Annotated in this window: 16 protein-coding genes; 5 read left to right on the plus strand and 11 right to left on the minus strand. The window is 65.4% G+C overall.

What is annotated here, in order from left to right:
• Window positions 1-80: 80 nt before the first annotated feature.
• On the minus strand, window positions 81-1,583 hold the full coding sequence (locus tag P3T42_RS05920) for an FAD/NAD(P)-binding protein (RefSeq protein WP_429305426.1): 1,503 nt from the start codon (window positions 1,581-1,583) through the stop codon (window positions 81-83).
• Between the two features lie 472 nt (window positions 1,584-2,055).
• Here P3T42_RS05920 and P3T42_RS05925 point away from each other — a divergent pair, with 472 nt between their 5' ends.
• Together P3T42_RS05925 and P3T42_RS05930 are read left to right on the plus strand one after the other, a co-directional pair.
• A complete protein-coding gene (locus P3T42_RS05925) occupies window positions 2,056-3,429 on the plus strand; it encodes an MmgE/PrpD family protein (RefSeq protein WP_429305427.1) in 1,374 nt (457 codons plus the stop codon).
• Window positions 3,426-4,766, plus strand: coding sequence for an LLM class flavin-dependent oxidoreductase (locus P3T42_RS05930; RefSeq protein WP_074300060.1), 1,341 nt, complete (start codon window positions 3,426-3,428; stop codon window positions 4,764-4,766). The genes P3T42_RS05925 and P3T42_RS05930 overlap by 4 nt, the downstream gene beginning before the upstream one ends.
• A gap of 140 nt (window positions 4,767-4,906) precedes the next feature.
• Here the strand turns inward: P3T42_RS05930 and P3T42_RS05935 are convergent, their stop codons facing one another.
• From P3T42_RS05935 to P3T42_RS05970, 8 genes are all read right to left on the minus strand, one after another.
• A complete protein-coding gene (locus P3T42_RS05935; RefSeq protein WP_074300059.1) occupies window positions 4,907-5,767 on the minus strand; it encodes an amino acid ABC transporter ATP-binding protein in 861 nt (286 codons plus the stop codon).
• The gene (locus P3T42_RS05940; protein ID WP_429305428.1) at window positions 5,754-6,560 is read right to left on the minus strand and encodes an amino acid ABC transporter permease; all 807 of its coding nucleotides are present in this window, start codon (window positions 6,558-6,560) and stop codon (window positions 5,754-5,756) included. The genes P3T42_RS05935 and P3T42_RS05940 overlap by 14 nt, the downstream gene beginning before the upstream one ends.
• Window positions 6,550-7,293 carry an amino acid ABC transporter permease gene (locus P3T42_RS05945; protein WP_429305429.1) on the minus strand — a complete coding sequence of 248 codons (744 nt, stop codon included), beginning with the start codon at window positions 7,291-7,293 and terminating at the stop codon, window positions 6,550-6,552. The genes P3T42_RS05940 and P3T42_RS05945 overlap by 11 nt, the downstream gene beginning before the upstream one ends.
• On the minus strand, window positions 7,290-8,165 hold the full coding sequence (locus P3T42_RS05950; protein ID WP_074300056.1) for a transporter substrate-binding domain-containing protein: 876 nt from the start codon (window positions 8,163-8,165) through the stop codon (window positions 7,290-7,292). The genes P3T42_RS05945 and P3T42_RS05950 overlap by 4 nt, the downstream gene beginning before the upstream one ends.
• Before the next feature lie 312 nt (window positions 8,166-8,477).
• A complete protein-coding gene (locus P3T42_RS05955) occupies window positions 8,478-9,227 on the minus strand; it encodes an ABC transporter ATP-binding protein (protein ID WP_429305430.1) in 750 nt (249 codons plus the stop codon).
• The gene (locus tag P3T42_RS05960; RefSeq protein ID WP_429305431.1) at window positions 9,224-10,165 is read right to left on the minus strand and encodes an ABC transporter permease; all 942 of its coding nucleotides are present in this window, start codon (window positions 10,163-10,165) and stop codon (window positions 9,224-9,226) included. The genes P3T42_RS05955 and P3T42_RS05960 overlap by 4 nt, the downstream gene beginning before the upstream one ends.
• Before the next feature lie 8 nt (window positions 10,166-10,173).
• Entirely contained in the window at window positions 10,174-11,166 is a 993-nt protein-coding gene (locus P3T42_RS05965) for an aliphatic sulfonate ABC transporter substrate-binding protein (RefSeq protein WP_429305432.1), read from the minus strand.
• Between the two features lie 182 nt (window positions 11,167-11,348).
• Window positions 11,349-12,197 carry a class I SAM-dependent methyltransferase gene (locus tag P3T42_RS05970; protein ID WP_429305433.1) on the minus strand — a complete coding sequence of 283 codons (849 nt, stop codon included), beginning with the start codon at window positions 12,195-12,197 and terminating at the stop codon, window positions 11,349-11,351.
• Window positions 12,198-12,484: 287 nt separating this feature from the next.
• On the opposite strand from P3T42_RS05970, the gene P3T42_RS05975 reads away from it, so the two are divergent.
• Window positions 12,485-13,816 carry an LLM class flavin-dependent oxidoreductase gene (locus P3T42_RS05975; protein WP_074300053.1) on the plus strand — a complete coding sequence of 444 codons (1,332 nt, stop codon included), beginning with the start codon at window positions 12,485-12,487 and terminating at the stop codon, window positions 13,814-13,816.
• A 255-nt stretch (window positions 13,817-14,071) separates the two neighbouring features.
• Window positions 14,072-14,389 carry a hypothetical protein gene (locus tag P3T42_RS05980; protein WP_143788448.1) on the plus strand — a complete coding sequence of 106 codons (318 nt, stop codon included), beginning with the start codon at window positions 14,072-14,074 and terminating at the stop codon, window positions 14,387-14,389.
• Between the two features lie 143 nt (window positions 14,390-14,532).
• Here the strand turns inward: P3T42_RS05980 and P3T42_RS05985 are convergent, their stop codons facing one another.
• On the minus strand, window positions 14,533-15,141 hold the full coding sequence (locus P3T42_RS05985; protein WP_429305434.1) for a cadmium resistance transporter: 609 nt from the start codon (window positions 15,139-15,141) through the stop codon (window positions 14,533-14,535).
• 146 nt (window positions 15,142-15,287) lie between these two features.
• On the opposite strand from P3T42_RS05985, the gene P3T42_RS05990 reads away from it, so the two are divergent.
• On the plus strand, window positions 15,288-15,788 hold the full coding sequence (locus P3T42_RS05990; RefSeq protein WP_429305435.1) for a hypothetical protein: 501 nt from the start codon (window positions 15,288-15,290) through the stop codon (window positions 15,786-15,788).
• Window positions 15,789-15,868: 80 nt separating this feature from the next.
• Here the strand turns inward: P3T42_RS05990 and P3T42_RS05995 are convergent, their stop codons facing one another.
• Window positions 15,869-17,755, minus strand: coding sequence for a glycosyl transferase family 1 (locus P3T42_RS05995; protein WP_429305436.1), 1,887 nt, complete (start codon window positions 17,753-17,755; stop codon window positions 15,869-15,871).
• Between the last annotated feature and the right edge of the window lie 197 nt (window positions 17,756-17,952).

The following is a 17,952-nucleotide window of genomic DNA, read 5'->3' on the forward strand; positions in this document are numbered from 1 at the left end:
CCGGCATCGCTGCGGAAAACGGCTAGCAGGAGCAGGGCCCTCGCGCATGGACTTTTACGTCCACTGCGCGAGGGTTTTTTTCATTGGGTCGACGTTGCGGCGAGGGCTTCTGAGGGAACCGCGTCGTGGTTGCGATTCTCCGTGGGGAGCGAGGCCGCGGCTGCATCTTGCGAAGCGCGTAATTTCTCGAGCAGGCGCGTACTCAACGCACTCGTCTGGCTGGCGATTTCGGAGATCGTGCCGGGTTCGATGATCGTGCCGCGCAAGGCGGCGCCCAGCACTGACAACTGCGGCAAAACGCTGCCGTTCGCGGCCACCGCAGCCAGCGACGGATCGACCGCGATCCCTAAACCCACCGGTCCCGTTTGCACGAGTCCGCGTGCGAACAGATTGCGCACCAGAGGCTGCTCACTGGCGGCATGCCAGCGATAGTCCGGCCCGGTGCAGTTGACCACGCCCCCGGTGACGAGCGTGCGTACGTCGTCGCCGCCGCGCGGGCGGTAGCTCACGCTCACGCGGCCGCCCGGCGCTTCGGCCAGGCCGTTGACGCTGGCTGCCTCGATGCTCAAGCGTCCGCTGGCGCGCAGCGCGGCGACCAGCGCTGCGCTGACCGGCGGCGCGCGATGCAGGAACACGTCCCAATGCGGCCGCACGTGACGGAAGAAGCGGCGCCGGTCCGTCAACGCGGCACTGCGCCACCAGTCGGCCATATATGGCCTGAGCGCGCCCGGCAGCGATTGCCAGTCGCCGCCGTGCGCGACGATGGCCCGTGCCTTGGCGCGCAGTTCACGCACCACGCGTCGCAACGTGCCCGGCGGCCCCTCTCTACCGAACGGCTCGGTCGCCGGCGCGGCGTCGCTCCGTTCGACCGGTGTCAGGCCATGCCGCGCCAACACCCGATAGGTGCCGCGATAGCCGAGCTTTTCGAGCGACACCACGGTATCGATCATGGTCAGGCTCGCGCCCACCAGCACCACCTCTTGTGCATCGACGAGCGCCGCAAGCCGCGTGCGATCCCATGTGTTAGCCACATACCGGCCCGCCTGCGCGAGACTGCCGTCGGCGTCGAAGCGCGGCCGCGACTGGAACACGCCGAGTGCGAGCACCACCTGATCGGCGAGCAGCACGCGGCCGGCGTCGAGCGCGAGCGTGATGCCGCGTCCGGCCACATCGAGGTCTTCGACACGCGCCCGGACATGTTCGAACGTCACTCCCCGCGCGGCCGCCAGCTGGGCGCGCCGCAATTCCTCGTTGACGTAGTCGCCGTAGCGCCAGCGCGGGGCGAAGGCCTGCGCGACGGCGTCGCGCGGCTGGCCGGCAAACTCGGGCTGCGCCGCGAGCCAGTCGACAAAATGGTCCGGCTGCTCGGGGTAGAGCGTAAACATCAGCGCGGGACCGTTGAGCAGGTGGCCGGGCTCCTCGGTCGAATACGCGAGGCCGCGGCCCGCTTGCGCGGCGGGGTCGACGAGGCGGATCGCCAGCGCCTGCTTCGCCTCGCGCAGCAGCTTGATGGCAAGCGTGGTTCCCGATAGCCCACCGCCGACGATGACGATCTGTTGCGGCCCGCCGTGATGAGCGACCATGCTGTTCTCCTGTGAAAGCTGCGGCGGCGTACGCCGGATCGACGGAAATGGTAGTGGTCGGGCATATATGGCAGAAGCGACGAATCGTGATAAGCATTTGCGTAGCGCTGCTTATGGATGCGTTAGCAACGTATTCGATGTTGTAGCACCACATGGCGGGAGCGTCGCGAACCCTTGTGAGGCGACGCAAAGCATCCGCGTGTCGGCACGACGCTCGCGCATGCAGCAGGTCCACGGCGCGGCAGACGCCTCTGTTCCAGCATCGCTGCAAACGCGATATCGAAAGCGGGAAATCTTGTTTGTGAGCGGCGCGGCGCTTCGCTAGCATGCGGCAGGTAGCCGTGTGGATGCCGCGTCTGAAGCCGTGCGCCCGCATACCGTTCATCTCTGGCCGCGCGTATCCCGCCACGTTTCCGCCCACCGAAACCACGTTGGATAACTCGCGCGCACTGCAGGAATTTCATCACCCGACATGTCCAGCCTGCCCGTATCCGCCATTCCCGAACCCGCGAGCGGCGTGACGCGCCGCCTCGCATTTGCCATCGCCGGCGCGAAGCCGCTCGACGATGCCGCCGCGCTCGCCGCTGCACGCGACGGGGTGCTCGATTTCCTTTCCGCATCTTTCGCGGGCGCCGATGACGCCGGTTATCGCAAGCTGCTTGCCGTGATCGGCGCGGGCAGCCGTGGCGAGGCCGCGGCGATCGGCTACCCCGGTAGCGTGAACGCGCTCGACGCCGCATTGCTCAACGGCTACGCGGGCCACGCGCTCGACTACGACGATGTCCACAGCAGCGTGCGCGGTCATCCGAGCACGGTGGTGTTGCCGGCGCTGTTCGCACTCGCCCAGACGCAGCGCAGTAGCGCGAGCGAATTGCTGGCCGCGTATGTCGTGGGCGTCGAGACCATGGCGCGTCTGGGTCTTGCACTGGGTAGCCGTCACTACGAGCAGGGCTTTCACAACACCGCGACGCTCGGCACGCTGGGGGCCGCGGCCGCTGCGTCATTCCTGCTGAAACTGGATGCGGCTGCAATCGAAAACGCACTGGGCCTCGCAGCAACGCAATCGTCGGGGCTACGCCTGCAGTTCGGCAGCGAAGCCAAGCCGCTTCACGCCGGGCAGGCTGCGCGCGCCGGACTGCTGGCCGCGCAACTCGCGGCAGGCGGCCTACAGGGTTCGCCTGCGGCTCTCGATGGCCCGACCGGCTTTTTCGCCGTATTCGGCGCGGGCGCGGCACAACCGGAGCGCGTGCTCGAAGGCTGGGGCGCGCCCTGGCAAATCGTGACACCCGGCCTGTACTTCAAGCCGTGGCCGTGCTGCACGGCCACCCACTACGCCGTGCATGCGGCGCTGACCTTGCGTCAGGCGCATCGGCTGACGCCGCACGATATCGATCAGGTAACCGTAACGTTTCCGCCGGGCGGCGATACGCCGCTCGCGAGTCGCGCACCGGCGACCGGACTCGAAGGCCGCTTCAGCGTCGAATATGCGCTGGCCGCCGCTTTGACGGACGGCGCGGCAGGTGTCGCCACCTTCGCCGACGTGCCGGTGCGGGCGGACCTGGCGGCGCTGGCTACACGCGTGTCGCGCGACCACGACGAAACCGCGCCGCGTGCCTCGACCGATCCGGCGACGCGCTTCTCCACCGTCGCCATCACGTTGAAAAACGGCACTGTGCTGAGCCATAAAACCGACCGCCTTCATAGCGCCGACGATCTGCAGGCCAAGTTCGCCGACGCGGTCGAGCATGACGCCGCCTTCGCGACCTTGCCCGCCGTCGTCAGCACGATGGAGAGCGCCGACGATCTCGCCTTAATTTTCCAAGCCTTCGCAAAGATCAAAGCATGAGTACTGTTCAAACGGCTGCAAGCCAAAAAACGCCGCGGCAAATGCGCCTCGGGCTGTTCATCCAGGGCGCGGGGCATCACGTCGCCGGCTGGCGTCATCCCGATGCTCAGGCCGGCAGCGAGAACCTCGCGCTGATGCAGCGGATCACCCAGACCGCCGAGCGCGCGAAGTTCGACATGGTGTTCCTCGCCGATGGCCTCACCAGCGGCCCGGACGCGCATCCGTCGATGGCGATGCGTCTCGAGCCGCTGTGCCTGCTGTCGGCGCTCGCGATGGGCACGCGCCACATCGGCCTCGCCGCCACGGCATCGACGACCTATAGCGAGCCGTATCACGTGGCCCGCGCGTTCGCATCGCTCGATCATCTGAGCCAGGGACGTGCCGCATGGAATGTCGTCACCACCTCTTACGACCGCACCGCCGCGAACTTCACGCGCGGCAATCATCCGGATCACGCGTTGCGCTACGAGATGGCGGGGGAGTTCGTCGATGTCGTCAAAGGCCTGTGGGATAGCTGGGACGACGATGCACTCGTGCGCGACAAGGCAAGCGGCGTCTACTTCGATCCCGCCAAGGTGCATACGCTCGGGCACGAGGGGCGCTTCTTTTCGGTGAAGGGCCCGTTGAACGCGTCGCGGCCGCCGCAGGGGCATCCCGTGGTGATTCAGGCGGGTTCGTCAGGGCCGGGGCAGGATCTGGCCGCACGCACGGCGGAAGTGGTGTTCACCGCGCAGCAGACGCTCGACGAAGCGCGCATCTTCTATCGCGACCTCAAAGGCCGGCTGGCGAAGTTCGGCCGTGACGGCGAGCAACTGCATGTGATGCCGGGCGTGTTCCCGGTGATCGGCCGCACCGAGCAGGAAGCGAAGGACAAGTACGCGCAATTGCAGCAGTGGACCGATACGTCGGGTGCCTTGACGCTGCTGTCCGATCGTTTGGGCCATGACGTATCGAAGTTTCCGCTCGACGGCCCCTTGCCGGAACTGCCCGAATCGGAGCAACTGAAAAGCCGTGCGAAGCTGCTTACCGATCTGGCGCGCCGCGAGAACCTGACCTTGCGCGAGCTGTATCACCTCGTGGCGGGCGCGCGCGGGCATCGGATCGTGTGGGGCACGCCGACCCAGGTCGCGGATGCGCTGGAGGAATGGTTCGTGGGTGAGGGCGCGGACGGGTTCAACATCATGCCGCCGTACTTCCCGGGCGGTCTGGATGACTTCGTCGAACTGGTGGTGCCGGAGTTGCAGCGGCGCGGTTTGTTCCGCACGGAATATTCGGGCACGACGCTGCGCGACCACCTGGGGCTGCCGCGGCCGGCGAGCCGTTACGTGGAGCGGTAGAGCGCGCTGATGCCAATGCGCGCTACGGCGCGCAAAGCGTGAAGTGTGAGGTGTAAAGCGTGAGGTCTGAGGCACATCGGCGCGCGCCGGCAATGCGCGCCGCGTCCCCTCTGCGCGGCATCACCTCTTCACCTTCACCTTCAGATAGCAAACTTGCTTAGATCGAGCGGGATCGTCACACGTGCCGCATCGTGTCGCGCATCGTTGCGTTCGTCGTTAGCCGCCGCAAGCGAACGCGTGAGGAATGCCCGCGTACGCGGACTCGCCGGTTCACGGAAGAGACGCGCGGCGGGACCGTGCTCCACGATCACACCCGCCTCGGTGAAATACACCGCGTCGCTGACTTCTTCCGCAAAGCGCATCTCGTGTGTCACCAGCACGCAGGTCATGCCGTCCCTGACGAGATCGCGGATCACGGTTAGCACTTCGCCGACTGTTTCCGGATCGAGCGCCGAGGTCACTTCGTCGAACAGGATCAGATCCGGCTGCATGGCTAACGCCCGTGCAATCGCCACCCGTTGTTGCTGACCACCGGACAGTTCGCCGGGATACGCGTGCGCCTTGTCGGCGAGCCGCACCTTCTTGAGCAGTTCATAGGCCGTACGTGTCGCGCTTTCCTTGTCGCGGCCCAGAATGCGCACGGGCGCCACCACCAGATTGTCCAGCACGCTCAGATGCGGAAACAGGTTGTATTGCTGAAACACGAAACCGACGCGCTTGCGCAGTTCGATCTCGTCGCGTTCCGACGTGAGCTGATCGACCCGGGTGCCGTCCACTTCGATGGTGCCGCTCTGCGGTTTGAGCAGGCCCGTGATGCAGCGCAGGATAGTCGACTTGCCGGACCCCGACGGGCCGATGATCGAAACAGCCTGGCCGCGAAAGACGTCGAGGTCGATCCCGTTGAGCACGGCGTTCGCGCCGAACGACAGATGCACGTCGCGCAGGCTCACGAGCGGACGCACGGGGGAGTGGGATGCTAGGAGCGGTTCAACTGAAGGCATAGCGTTTTTCGAGGTGTCGCGTGAAGCGCGCAATCGGGTAGCAGTAGACGAAGAAGAGGCCCAGCACGGTGAAGTAGACGAGGACCGTGAAGTCGGCGCGCGCCACGGTGTTGCTCGCCACCTGCGCGGTATCGAGCAGATCGTGCACGCCGACCAGCGACGCCAGCGCGGTGCCCATCGTGATGCTCGCGTAGAGGTTCATCCACGGCGGCAGCATGCGCTTCACGCACTGCGGCAGGATGATCCAGCGAAACACCTGGGCGCGGCTGAACGCGAGCGAACGTGCGGCATCCCACTGCGCATGCGGAATCGACTGGATCGCGCCGCGAAAAATCTCGGCGACGTTGGCGCTGGCAGGCAAGGCGAGGCCGAGCGTCACCTTGAACCAGTCGGGAAAGGGCAGCACGTGATGACCGATCGGAATTTCGAAGGGAAATACGTACGTCGAAAAGTAGATCAGCACGAGCAGCGGCGCGTTGCGAAACACCTGCACGTAGGTACGTGTCGTCACGCGCACGAGCCGCAACGGCGAGAGCAACAGCGGCCCGAGCGCGAGTCCCGCCAGCGTGCCGATCGCAATCGCCAGCAGGCTGATTTCGATGTTGACCCACAAGGCCTTGCCGAGCGCAGGCGCCCAGGTGATCAGCGCGGCGAGCGTGACGTTGTGCGCGTGGCTGGCTATCTCGCGTTCGAGCAGCGCCAGCACGACGCCCACCGCGATGACGGCGATCACCGTGCCCGGTTGGCGGCGGCGCGCTTGGGCAGCGGTGAAGGAGAGCGGCTCAGTGGCCATAGCCGGGCATCCTCAAACGGTTCTCGAGCCAGCGGCCCGCGCGGTTGACCACGAAGGTCAGCGCGCCGAAGAACAGCAGGATCAGGATCATCAGTTCCAGCACGTTGTCGCGCTGGGTCCAGATCATGATCGATGCATACGTGACGTCGCCCACCGCGATGGCCGAGGCGATGGTGGTCATCTTCACCAGATCGACCATGTTGTTGACGAGCGCCGGCAACGCAAAGCGCACCGCGAGCGGCAATTGCACGCCCCACAGGCGCTGCTGGCGGCTGTAGCCGAGCGATTGCGCGGCTTCGAGCGTGGCGCGCGGCACCGCTTCGATACCGGCGCGCAACGCTTCCGCGTGAAACGCGCCCTTGTGCAGCGCGATCACAATCACGCTCCAGATGAACGGTGTCAATGGGTTGCCGCCCAGTCCGCGCAGCGCCTCGCTAAGCAACATGTTGAGCACGAGGAACGCGCAAAAGAGTTGCACCAGCGTGGGCGTGTTGCGGGTGATCTCGACAAAGACGCGGGCCGGCCGCGCCAGTGCCATGCGCGGCGAAGTCAGCATGGCGGCCAGCAGCACGCCGGCAATCAGGCTGAAAAAAGCGGTGACCACCGAGAGCTCGATGGTCACGAGCATGCCGTGGATGAACGACGCGCGTTCGTCGGCGGCGAGCACGAAGCTGTAATCGAGCCCAAGCTTGTTGAGCGCGGCCACCGCCGTTTCGGGCAGCCCCTGGCTCATGCCGGTTGCGCCTTGAATTTGGCGTGCAGGTCGAGTACCGCTTGCGAAGGCTGCATGCCGTTCTTGCGTTCCGTGTCGATCAGCCAGCCCGAGCGGTGCCAGTCCTCGACCACTTTCTCGAACGCATTCTGCGTATCCGTCTCGCCCTTGCGGACCCAGATCACCGAAGGCGAGGGAATCAGATCGTTCGATACCGGGATCGTGTAGTCCTTCCAGTCCGGATTGCGCGCGACCAGCAGGCGCAGCGTCGGCGCCACGTGCACGGCGGCGACGCAATTATTGCCGCGCAATGCCAGCAGCGATTCGGGCTGGCCGCGGAATGCCTTGACCTGTGCGCCGTATTGTTCGGCGAGCGGCTTCGCGTAGTTGCTGCCTTGCGAGACGCAGACGGCTTTGCCGCGCACGTCGTTCCATGTCTTGATGCCGCTGTCCTTGCGGGTGATCAGGGCGCCGCCGATTTCCTCGAAGGGCGTCGGCGGGTACGCGAGAATCTGCGCGCGTTCCTCGGTCACTTCCATGTTGGCGATCAGCGCGTCGACCTTGCCCTGCTGCAGAAACTGCACGCGATTGGACGGCTGCACGGGGATCATTTCGATGTCGACGCCGAGATGCTTCGCCAGGTTTTCGGCGAGGTCGACGTTAAAGCCGACCGGCTTTTGCGTGGCCGGATCGAGGGAGCCAAACGGCGGCCCCGACAGGATCACGCCGACGACGAGCTTGTGGCGCTCGTGAATGCGATCGAGCGTGCTGTCGGCATGAGCGGTGCTTGCAGCGAAGGCGGTGGCGAGTGCTAGCGCGGCACCTGCGAGCGCGCCGAGCCAGTGGCCTTTGGAACGGTGTTGAAGGGCGTTGCGAGTCAGGCGGATAGACATAAGGGATGGTCGGTCAATCGTGTGGATGGCAGTACGCTCATTTGCGGCTTGCTTGTGCGGGACGTACGCTGGGCATGACACGCGTTACGCGCGCAAACGGGCAGGGTGATGGGCTATTCTCGGCAAGCGACGCACAATCCAGAACCAACGTTTTTTCATACCGTTATCTGATTCGCGCATTTGTGCAGACGGGGTGGGCGTTGAGGCGTGGATATCGCTGCTTTAGCGTCGTTGTCTGGGTGTGGAGCGTGATGCCGACGCCGCGAGGTTCGATGCCGCAGCAGCGAATCCCGCCCCGGTTCACACCTTGGTTCACACCGCTTCGAACGCGTCGAGCCGCTCGAGCACCTGCACGCGCAGATCGGCCAGTACAGGATCGCGCCGGTCCCGCGGCCGCGGACGGGCGACGCGATATTCGCGGTCGATGCGTCCAGGCGCCGCGGCCATCAGCAGCACGCGGTCGCTCAGATACAGGGCCTCGTCGAGATCGTGGGTGACGAGCAGGGCGGCCGTGCCGTGCGCGCGTGTCACCGACAGCAGCAGGGCCTGCAAGCGCATGCGCGTCATTGCGTCGACGGCGCTAAACGGTTCGTCGAGCAACAGCAGATCCGGTTGCGAGAAGAGTCCACGGGCGATCGCAACGCGCTGCGCCATGCCGCCGGAGAGGGCCTTGGGCAAGGCATGCTGCTGGCCTGCCAGTCCCACTTCGGCAAGCAGGTGCGCTACGCGCGGATCGCGCCCGCCGTGACGGCCCGCTTCGAAGCCGACGTTATCGGCCACCGTCAACCACGGCAACAGACGCGGTTCCTGGAAGATCACGCCGATCCGTGGCGAAGGCCCGTGTTGCGGCACGCCGTTCACCCGTACTTCGCCGTGATACTGGCGGTCCAGTCCGGCGACGATCCGCAATAGCGTGCTCTTGCCGCAGCCGCTCGGGCCAACCAGACTGACGATCTCGCCAGGCGCGATACGCAACGACAGGTGATCGAGTACGGTGCGGGCCGCGTAGTGCTTGGCCTCGACGTGCACATCGAGCAGTGCCGCTTGAGCGGATGCGCTCATCGTTGCTCCCCTGTGCGCGATTGCTCGCTGAACGCATCGAACGCATCGCGCCAGTTCAGCACGCGGTGTTCGAGCCAGCGCATGGCGCCGTCGCTCAGCTTGCCGAGTACGGCGAGCAGGATGATGGCGCCGAACACCAGATCGGGGCGGCCGGTTTCGCGCCCGTCGCTCAGCATGTAGCCGAGGCCGCGCGTGGCGGCGATCAGTTCCGCCGCGACCATGAACATCCACGCAAGGCTGAGTCCTGTGCGCAGGCCGGTGAAAATCTGCGGCAACGCGGCGGGCAAGAGGATGCGCGTAAACAGCGCAACCGGTTTGAGCCGGTAAATCGCACCCAGTTCGACCAGCTTGCGGTCGACGCCGCGTATCCCGGCCACGACGCTCAAATGCACGGGGAAGAACGCGCCTATCGCGATCAGCGTAATTTTGGGGGCCTCGTCGATGCCCATCCACAGCAGCAGCACGGGCACCCATGCAAGCGAGGGAATCGAACGCAGCGCCTGAAAGCAAGGCTCGAGCAGGGCGTCGAGACGGCGGCTCAGGCCCATCGCGGCGCCCAGTACGAGTGCCAGCGCGGCGCCAATGCCGAAGCCCACCGCCACCCGCAGCGTACTGGCCGCGATATGGCGTCCCAGGCGCGTGGCGCCCATTTGCCAGAGCGTCTGCGCGATGGTGCTGGGTGCGGGTAGCAGATGATCGGGCACGACGTTGGTGCGCACCAGTACTTCGATCAGCGCGAGCAGTGCAACGGGTAGCGCGAGGCCGGCGATATGCCAGCGGCGCAGGGCGCCATGCGGTTGCTGCGCAGAGGTGCCGGCGGCGCCGTCAGCATTGATGTGGGCATGGCGGGCAGCGTGCGCTGCCGCCGCATGCAGCGTGTGATCCGCCGCTGCTTCGCTCACATCGAACGGTAACGACTCGTCAGGAGCAGAGGCCATCGCCGCGCTCACTGGCCTTGTGCCGCCGTCACGACCGGCTGGGCGACCTGCGAATCGACCAGCGCGTCGATCACCTGCGGCAGATCGGTGCCCGGCTTGACCAGTTGCTCCTGCACCAGAATCGGCGCGGCGGCTTTGAGCGCGGCAATCTGCTGTGCACCCGGCACCGGCTGGCTAAAGTCGTTGCGGTGCAATTGCAGCTTCGCGACCGGCAGCGAGACCTTCGATTCCTCGGCCACGATCTTCGCGGCGTCGTCCGGATGCGCGATGATCCACAGGCGTGCCTTCTCGTAGACCTTCAGCACGCGCGCCACCGTCTCGGGATATTGCTGGAGAAACGCTTCGCGGGCGTTAAGGAATCCGTAGGTATTGAAGTCGACGTTGCGGTACAGGAGGCGGTCGCCGTCGTCGATCTGCGCGGCGGCCATGTGCGGATCGAGACCCGCCCATGCATCCACCTGGCCATTGGCGAGCGCCGTGCGGCCATCCGGATGCTGCAGATTCACGAGTTCGACGTCGTCGCGCGTCAGGCCCACCGTATGCAGCGCCCGCAAGGTGAACAGGAACGGATCGGTGCCCTTGGTGGCGGCGATTTTCTTGCCCTTCAGATCGGCGAGCGTCTTGATGGGCGAATCCTTGCGCACCACCAGCGCGGTCCATTCGGGACGCGAGAAGATATACACGGTTCGGATCGGATTGCCGTTCGCCTTGCCGAGCACCGCGGCGAGGCCCGCGGTCGAACCGATGTCGATTGCGCCGCTGTTCAGATATTCGAGCGCGCGATTGCTGCCGAGACTCAGGACCCACTTGATCTGCGCATGATCGGGCTTGAATTCGTCTTCGAGCCAGCCATAGCGTTTGATCACCAGGCTTTCCGGCGAGTAGTACGCGTAGTCGACGCGGATCTCGGGCGGTGTCGCGGCATGCGCCGCCGCCATCGTTGCAAGGGCCGCCGCCAGCACGGCCAGCCGGCCCAGCGCACGATTGAAGAACCGCTTCATGGTTGGTCTCCCAGGGTCCAGAGATGGGTATGAGTAGACCGGCTAATGTAAAGAAAGACGCTGCGTTCGGTAACTAACGAAAGATCACAAGGAAACCCGCGGCAGCGATATTGCATGCGTGCCGGAGCGGCAGCGGCGTTTGGCGGCGCGATGACGTCGCTCGCGACGTCATCGCGTCTTCGTCATTGCGGCTTTACGAACCGCAACGTCATCCGGTCCGATTCGCCAATCGCGGCAAAGCGCGCCTTGTCGACGCTGCCGCCTTCGTACGTGGGCGGCAGCGACCACACGCCGTGCGGATAGTCCCTGGTGTCGCGCGGGTTGCTGTTGACTTCGCTGCTGCCGGCGAGCTCAAAGCCCGCGGCGCGCGCATGCTCGATCACATAGGCTTCCGTCACATAGCCGCTGTCGATCATCTGCTGCAGCGAGGTGCCCGGCGCCGCGCGATGTTCTTCCACGCCGAGCAGGCCGCCCGGTTTCAGCGCGCGGTAGAACGCCTGCAGGTTCGCATCGAGCTGGCCGTCCTTGATCCAGTTATGGATATTGCGGAACGTGAAGACGCGATCGACATTGCCGTTCGCCGCGAAGCCGCTGAACTGTCCCGCTTGCAGCGTGCCGACCACCACGTTGCCGTAGACGGCCGGTGTTGCCGCGAGCTTGCGGGCAAACGCGGCGTCGCCGGCTTTCTCTTCCGCGGCGGCGGCGGGCGATGGGCTCTCGTATTCGGCCTCGTAGAGCGTGCCGCGATCGTGCAGGTAGGGCGCCAGAATATCCGTGTACCAGCCGCCGCCCGGTGCGATTTCCAGCACGGTTTGCGTCGGCGCGATCTCGAAGAACTGCAGCGTGTCTTGTGGATGGCGATAGACGTCGCGGGCCTTCGCGGCGTCGCTGCGCTGCGGCCCGGCGACGGCGGCGGCAAGCGAGTCCGGGCCGGACGGGGTCGCGGCGCAGGCCGCCAGCAGCAGCGCGGCGCTTAGGCCGGCGAGTGTGTAACGCAGTGTGCGAAAGCGCGGAGTGGAGTGGTGGGTCATGGCACCTGGTATGGGTTCGAGTGGGCCGCGGCGAGGCTCGGCCAAAGCGGCGACAGGCCTAACGATAAGCGTTTGCGGCGCGCTTTGCACGCGCCCTGCAGGCGCGGCGGATTCAGCGTATGTTATTTCGCGAGTTCGCTGCGCTTCGTTGTACGCCTCTGACGGCCGCTAACCAGAAGCCACGCGGGCCCAACGCCCGCGGTGCAGATGAGCTGGCAGAACCCTCTCAAATCCCGCGTCGCCGTCAGGGCGATACGCGGTTGCCGAATCAAGTGGAGATTGCCTTTATGTCGACCCAGCCACGGCAGTTGCGCCTCGGCGCTTTCATGCGCCCCGTGACGATTCACACCGGCGCATGGCGCTATCCGGGCGCCTACCCGGACGCCAACTTCAATTTCGCGCATATGAAGCGCTTCGCGCAGACGCTCGAGCGCGGCCGCTTCGACGCCTTCTTCATGGCCGATCATCTCGCCGTGCTCAACATGCCGGTAGCGTCGTTAAAGCGCAGTCACACGGTCACCTCGTTTGAACCGATGACCTTGCTGCCGGCGCTCGCCGCCGTGACCGAACACCTCGGCCTGATCGCGACGGCGTCCACCACATTCGACGCGCCGTATCACGTCGCGCGCCGTTTCGCCTCGCTCGATCACATTAGCGGCGGCCGCGCGGGCTGGAATCTGGTGACGACCTCGAACCCCGATGCCGCGCTTAACTTCGGCCTCGAAGAACATGTTGAGCATGACGAACGATATCGCCGCGCACGCGAGTTCTTCGATGTGGTCACCGGCCTGTGGGATAGCTGGGCCGACGACGCGCTGATCCGCGACGTCGAGTCCGGCATCTTCTTCGATCCGGACAAGCTGCATGTGCTCGATCACAAGGGCAAATATTATTCGGTGCGCGGGCCGCTCAACATCGCGCGTCCGGTGCAGGGCTGGCCGGTGATCGTGCAGGCGGGGTCGTCCGAAGCGGGCAGGCAGATCGCCGCCGAAACCGCCGAGGCCGTTTTCACTGCGCAGACTACGCTAGAGCAAGGCCAAAGTTTTTACGCCGACGTGAAAGGCCGCATGGAAAAACTCGGACGCCCGCGCGACCATATGAAGATCTTGCCGGCTGCGTTCGTGGTGGTGGGCGATACGCTCGATGAAGCGCTGGAAAAGCGCGCCCGTCTGGACACGTTCGTGCATTACGACAGCGGCATCGCCTCGCTTTCCATCGCGCTCGGACACGATGTGTCGGGCTTCGACCCGGACGGTCCGCTACCCGAGATCCCGGAGAGCAACGCAAGCCGCACCAGCCGGCAGCGCGTGATCGAGTGGGCGGAGCGCGACAAGCTGACGATTCGTCAACTGGCGCAGCGCATCGGCGGTTACTCGGGACTGGAAATGGTCGGCACGCCCACGATGATCGCCGATCAGATGGAAGCGTGGCTCGTCGGCGAGGGCTCGGATGGCTTCAACGTGATGTTCCCGTATCTGCCGGGCGGCCTCGATGACTTCGTCGACAAGGTGGTGCCCGAGCTGCAGCGCCGAGGGATTTTCCGGCGCGAGTACGAAGGCGCGACGCTGCGCGAAAACCTGGGCCTGCCGCGCCCGGAGAACCGATTTTTCCGCGCATGAGCGCGGCGTCGTGGATGGCGCCCCTGAAACGGGGATGAAACGTCAGCCGCGAGGTGTCTCGTAACGGAAGCCGGTTGCCGGTCGAAGTCTTTGCAACCAGTCGGCGTCGCGCCGCGTATAGGCTTTGAGAGCAACGCCGTCATGCTCGGCAAGAGCGGCTTTGCTCGTCTATGCTGGTAAATCAGGAGCCGGCCGATTTCCGGTCGGCTAAAGGTGCAGATCGTGCGTGACCGCACTCACTTTGTCGGAGGCAACATGAAGGGAACATCGAAACTATGGCAAGCCGTCCTGTGTGCAGCGACGCTCGCGGTTGCCGCTCACGCGGGGGCGCAGGGTCTCTCCCCGCAGGACGATGTGAATGCGCCGCAAAACGGCAAGCAGTTGATGCCGAATGCCGCGCTCGGTAGTGAATACCCGTCGCACGGCAACCAGCAGGCGGGGGAAATGAACCTCAACCCAACCGATCCGCGCGCGCAACTCGTCAACGGATTGCCGAACAATGAAGAGGCGGGGGGCTATGGTTCGCCGCTCGCGGGCGTGCGTACTGCTGTGCAACCGGCCCCGTCGAACTGACCGAAGCCGCGCGCCTGTCGGTCAGCCGGTCGCGCACGTCTTCATGCCGGCAAGCCGGCCAGACATCGCCGAGACTCGCTTCTTCGCGCGCTGCGATCGGATACATTGTTTCGTCGGGCAGCGTCGCTGGGCGTTGGCCCGGCTCAAATCCCGAACAGGACGCGCAGCGTCTCGTTTTGCACGATCACCGAGACGCCGATCACGAGCAGGATGAACGGCAGCAGCGCCGTGCCGTAGCGACGGATCGGCGCGCCCAGCAGGGGATGGTTGACCAGCCAGATGGCGCCGGCGCACCAGATACCGATCATCGCGACGAACACGAGCGACACCCACACGCCGTTGACCCGCGAGTGCGCCGCGTAAATCGGCACATAGACAGCGATATTGTCCGAACCGTTGGCGATGGCGACGCCGGCCACGGTCCACCACGACGAGCCCGGCTGCACGGGCTGCGCGGCTTCGGCCGTGTCGCCCCCGGATGCGCGGCGCGGGCCGAAGCGCGCCCATGCTTTTGCGAGGCCCACTGCGATCGGCAGCACGCCCAGCACGCCGACGTACCCGTGCGGAAGACTGCGCAGCATCTCGGCGAGGCCGATCGCGATGGCGATCAGCGCCAGCGAGCCCGCGTACTGGCCGGCGATCACGCGCCGTTTCGAGCCGTGCGCCTCGGCGACGAAGGCGAGCAGCACGAACAGGTTGTCGATGTTGGTGGCGGCGAAGGCGCCGATGGCGAGGGCGACGAGGCTGAGCATGCGGGCGGATGGGGGCGGGAATGGGGTGACGGGACGGGCGAGCCGCCATTCTGCCAGCAGCCGGCGGGTTTGCGCGTGCGGGTGCGGCGGTGCGCGCGTCCTGGCCCTTACGCTACAATGCCGACAGCCTGAAAAACGGAATATCAATGAAGATCCGCACTCTATGTCTCGCATGCGTCACGACCGCCGCCGTCCTGCTGGTGGGCTGCACGGCCGTCTACAAGAACCCTGACGCGTGTGAACAGATGATGCGCAGCAAGCTGGCTGACGTGTCGCCTGAGCAGTTGCCCGAGGCGAAGACCAGCAAGCTGTCCGTCGATCACCGCGGCACTGCCATCGACGGCACGCGGGTCGTGGTCGAAGCTTCGCTGTCGCGGATGCAGACCGCTGCGGAAGCGGCCGCCTCGGCCGTCAAGGCGGCGTCGGCGCCGGCGGCGGCTTCCGCTGCGTCCGCCACGGTGGCCGCGGCTGCGTCGGGCGCTTCCGCGACGGTGGCAAAAGTGAAACCCGCCAAACCCAAGAAGCTGGTGAAGGCGGTCGCCGTCGAATGCACGTTCACCGGTCTGAACCTGGCGTCGTTCCGTTGGCTGGCGCCGAAGGAGCTCGTGCAGACCGACGACACCGCTGCCAGCGAAAGCGCGGAATAACTTCCTTGCCTTGTTTTACCGCACCCCGCCGCGCCTGGCGGCGGTTGCGCCGAATGCCCAGGGGCGCTCGCCCCTGAATCTCAAGCGCTGGTGAGATCGAGCGCCGCTTGCGCGCGACGCTCCCCGGTGTCGCGCACGAGTCGCAAGACGCGCTCGCCGAACGCCTCTGGATGTCCCTCGAAGAACCGCTCGACCGCCCTGGTTTCGATCAACTGGCGGCGCAGCGCCTCGCGTTCGTCGTGCTGGGTGATCATGCGCACGGCAGCTTCGATATAGCTTTCGACCGTATCGGCCGTGGTCCAGGCGGGCATGCCGGCGCGCGTGAACAGCGCGCCGTCGATATGCTCGAAGACTTCCGGACCCGTCTTGCAGACGCCCGGCAAGCCGAGCGTGAAGGCGTCTACGATCCCATTGGTGTTGCCGAACGGAAATGGACTCAAAAACAGGTCCGAGTCGTCGACGCGCGCCAGATAGGCGCTGTACTGATGAAAGCCATGCGTCACGGCGCCCGGAACGGCCTCGCCGATGACGCGCTGCATGTGCCTGAGCGGCAAGCCGTTGTTGTTGCCGGTCATGAAATGGAACTGCACGGGCAGGCCCGCGCGCGCCTGAATCTGACGGCAGGCGTCGAGGAAGGCGGGGTTGAGCTTCATCGGGCTGGCCGTGACGATGATCTGGATCGTCTCGCGCCGCGCCGGCACGCGTGGGGCGACGTCCGGCAGCGCACGCGAGGCGCGATACGGCTGGCCGTCTTTGGGCAGCGCGAGCAGGCGCTCGCTGAAACAGGCCGGATCGCCGATGTAGTCTTCCTCGACGCTGATGTAGTCGATCTTGTCGGAATGGGTCGTGGCCGGATGGCCGAGCGCGGCGATCTGCAGCGGCGCGATGCGCAGGTTCGACAGGAATACGGTCAGCACGAACATGCCGACGCTCGGCATATACAGCACGTCCGGCCGCTCGGCTTCAGCGAAATCGCGGAGGGTCTTCAGGCACTCGCCGATATATTCGGGCCGCTCGAGTTCGATAAAGCGGTCGAACACCGCGCGTCCGGCCTCGTCGATCGCGTAGCCGAAGCCGAACCCTACCACCTCGAAATGCTCGCGCGCAGCCTCGATCGTCCTTGAGTGCGTGCGATAGATCGAGTGGGCGCCGTTGAACCATTCCGTTACCACGACCATCAACGGCTTTTTGCGGCGCCTTCCGCGCTCGCCGGCCGGCGCCGCTGTGGGCGCGGGCAGGTCGGTCAGGCCCAGTTGCTTCAGCTTGCGGCGCACGAGGACGTTGATATCCCGCTTGATGGCGTGACGCGCGGGCGTGTCGGCGTAGCTGCAGAACATATAGGCGTTGTGCAGGACGGCCGAGGGCAGGTCGTCCAGATCGTCGATCTGCTGCAGCTTGCCCGGCAGCCATTGCAGCAATGCTTCGCGCTTGCCGTGCGCGCTGGCGGAACCATGGAAGAGCGGCGCCATCAGGACGAGCGCGAGGCAGGCCGCGAGGGTTTTGTCGTGCGCCCACAGGGCGGCGAAATCGAGCTCCTGTTCGGACTCGCTCGAATAGAGCGCGCACAGCTTTTCGACAAAGCGGTCGCCGGGCAGGAACGCCGGGTTGGCCGGACCGCGCGGATTCAGATGGCGGGTGATGGGGTCGGCGTTGCCGAGCGCCGTGGCCGAAAATAGCACCCCGATCCACTCGTGCAGCGTCAGCATCAACCGGAAGCATTCGGTAGACGGACGAAACGCCGGGTCGGCGAACAAGCTCGAGACCGCACACGCGAGGCGCGTGCAAAAGCGTTCGTGTTGCTCGTCCGGCGGCAGGTCGATCATGCCCGACGCGCGAAAATCGCCATCCAGTTCGCCGCGTTTGCCGTGCAGGAGCACCAGAAACGCGATGAACTGGCTTGCGGCTTGATCGTAGGCGCGGGTGTAGACGAGCTGCTCGAACTCGTCGAGCGAAAAGGTGAAGGCCATGATGTCGATTCTTTAAAGATAGGCAGGACTAACTATATTGAGATGACGTTGGTCCAGAATCGAATTATTACAGCCGGTTCGTATCAAATATGCCTGGCCCGGGAATTTGGGAAATTTCTGTGTAGGGGCGTCGGATGAGGTTTGTGGGACTCTGTGAGGGTGAGGTGAAGGGGCGTGGAGATTCCTGGTCAGAGTCT

The sequence above is a fragment of the Paraburkholderia sp. GAS38 genome, from assembly GCF_050434965.1.
In the GTDB taxonomy this organism is placed as follows: Bacteria; Pseudomonadota; Gammaproteobacteria; order Burkholderiales; family Burkholderiaceae; genus Paraburkholderia; species Paraburkholderia phenazinium_A.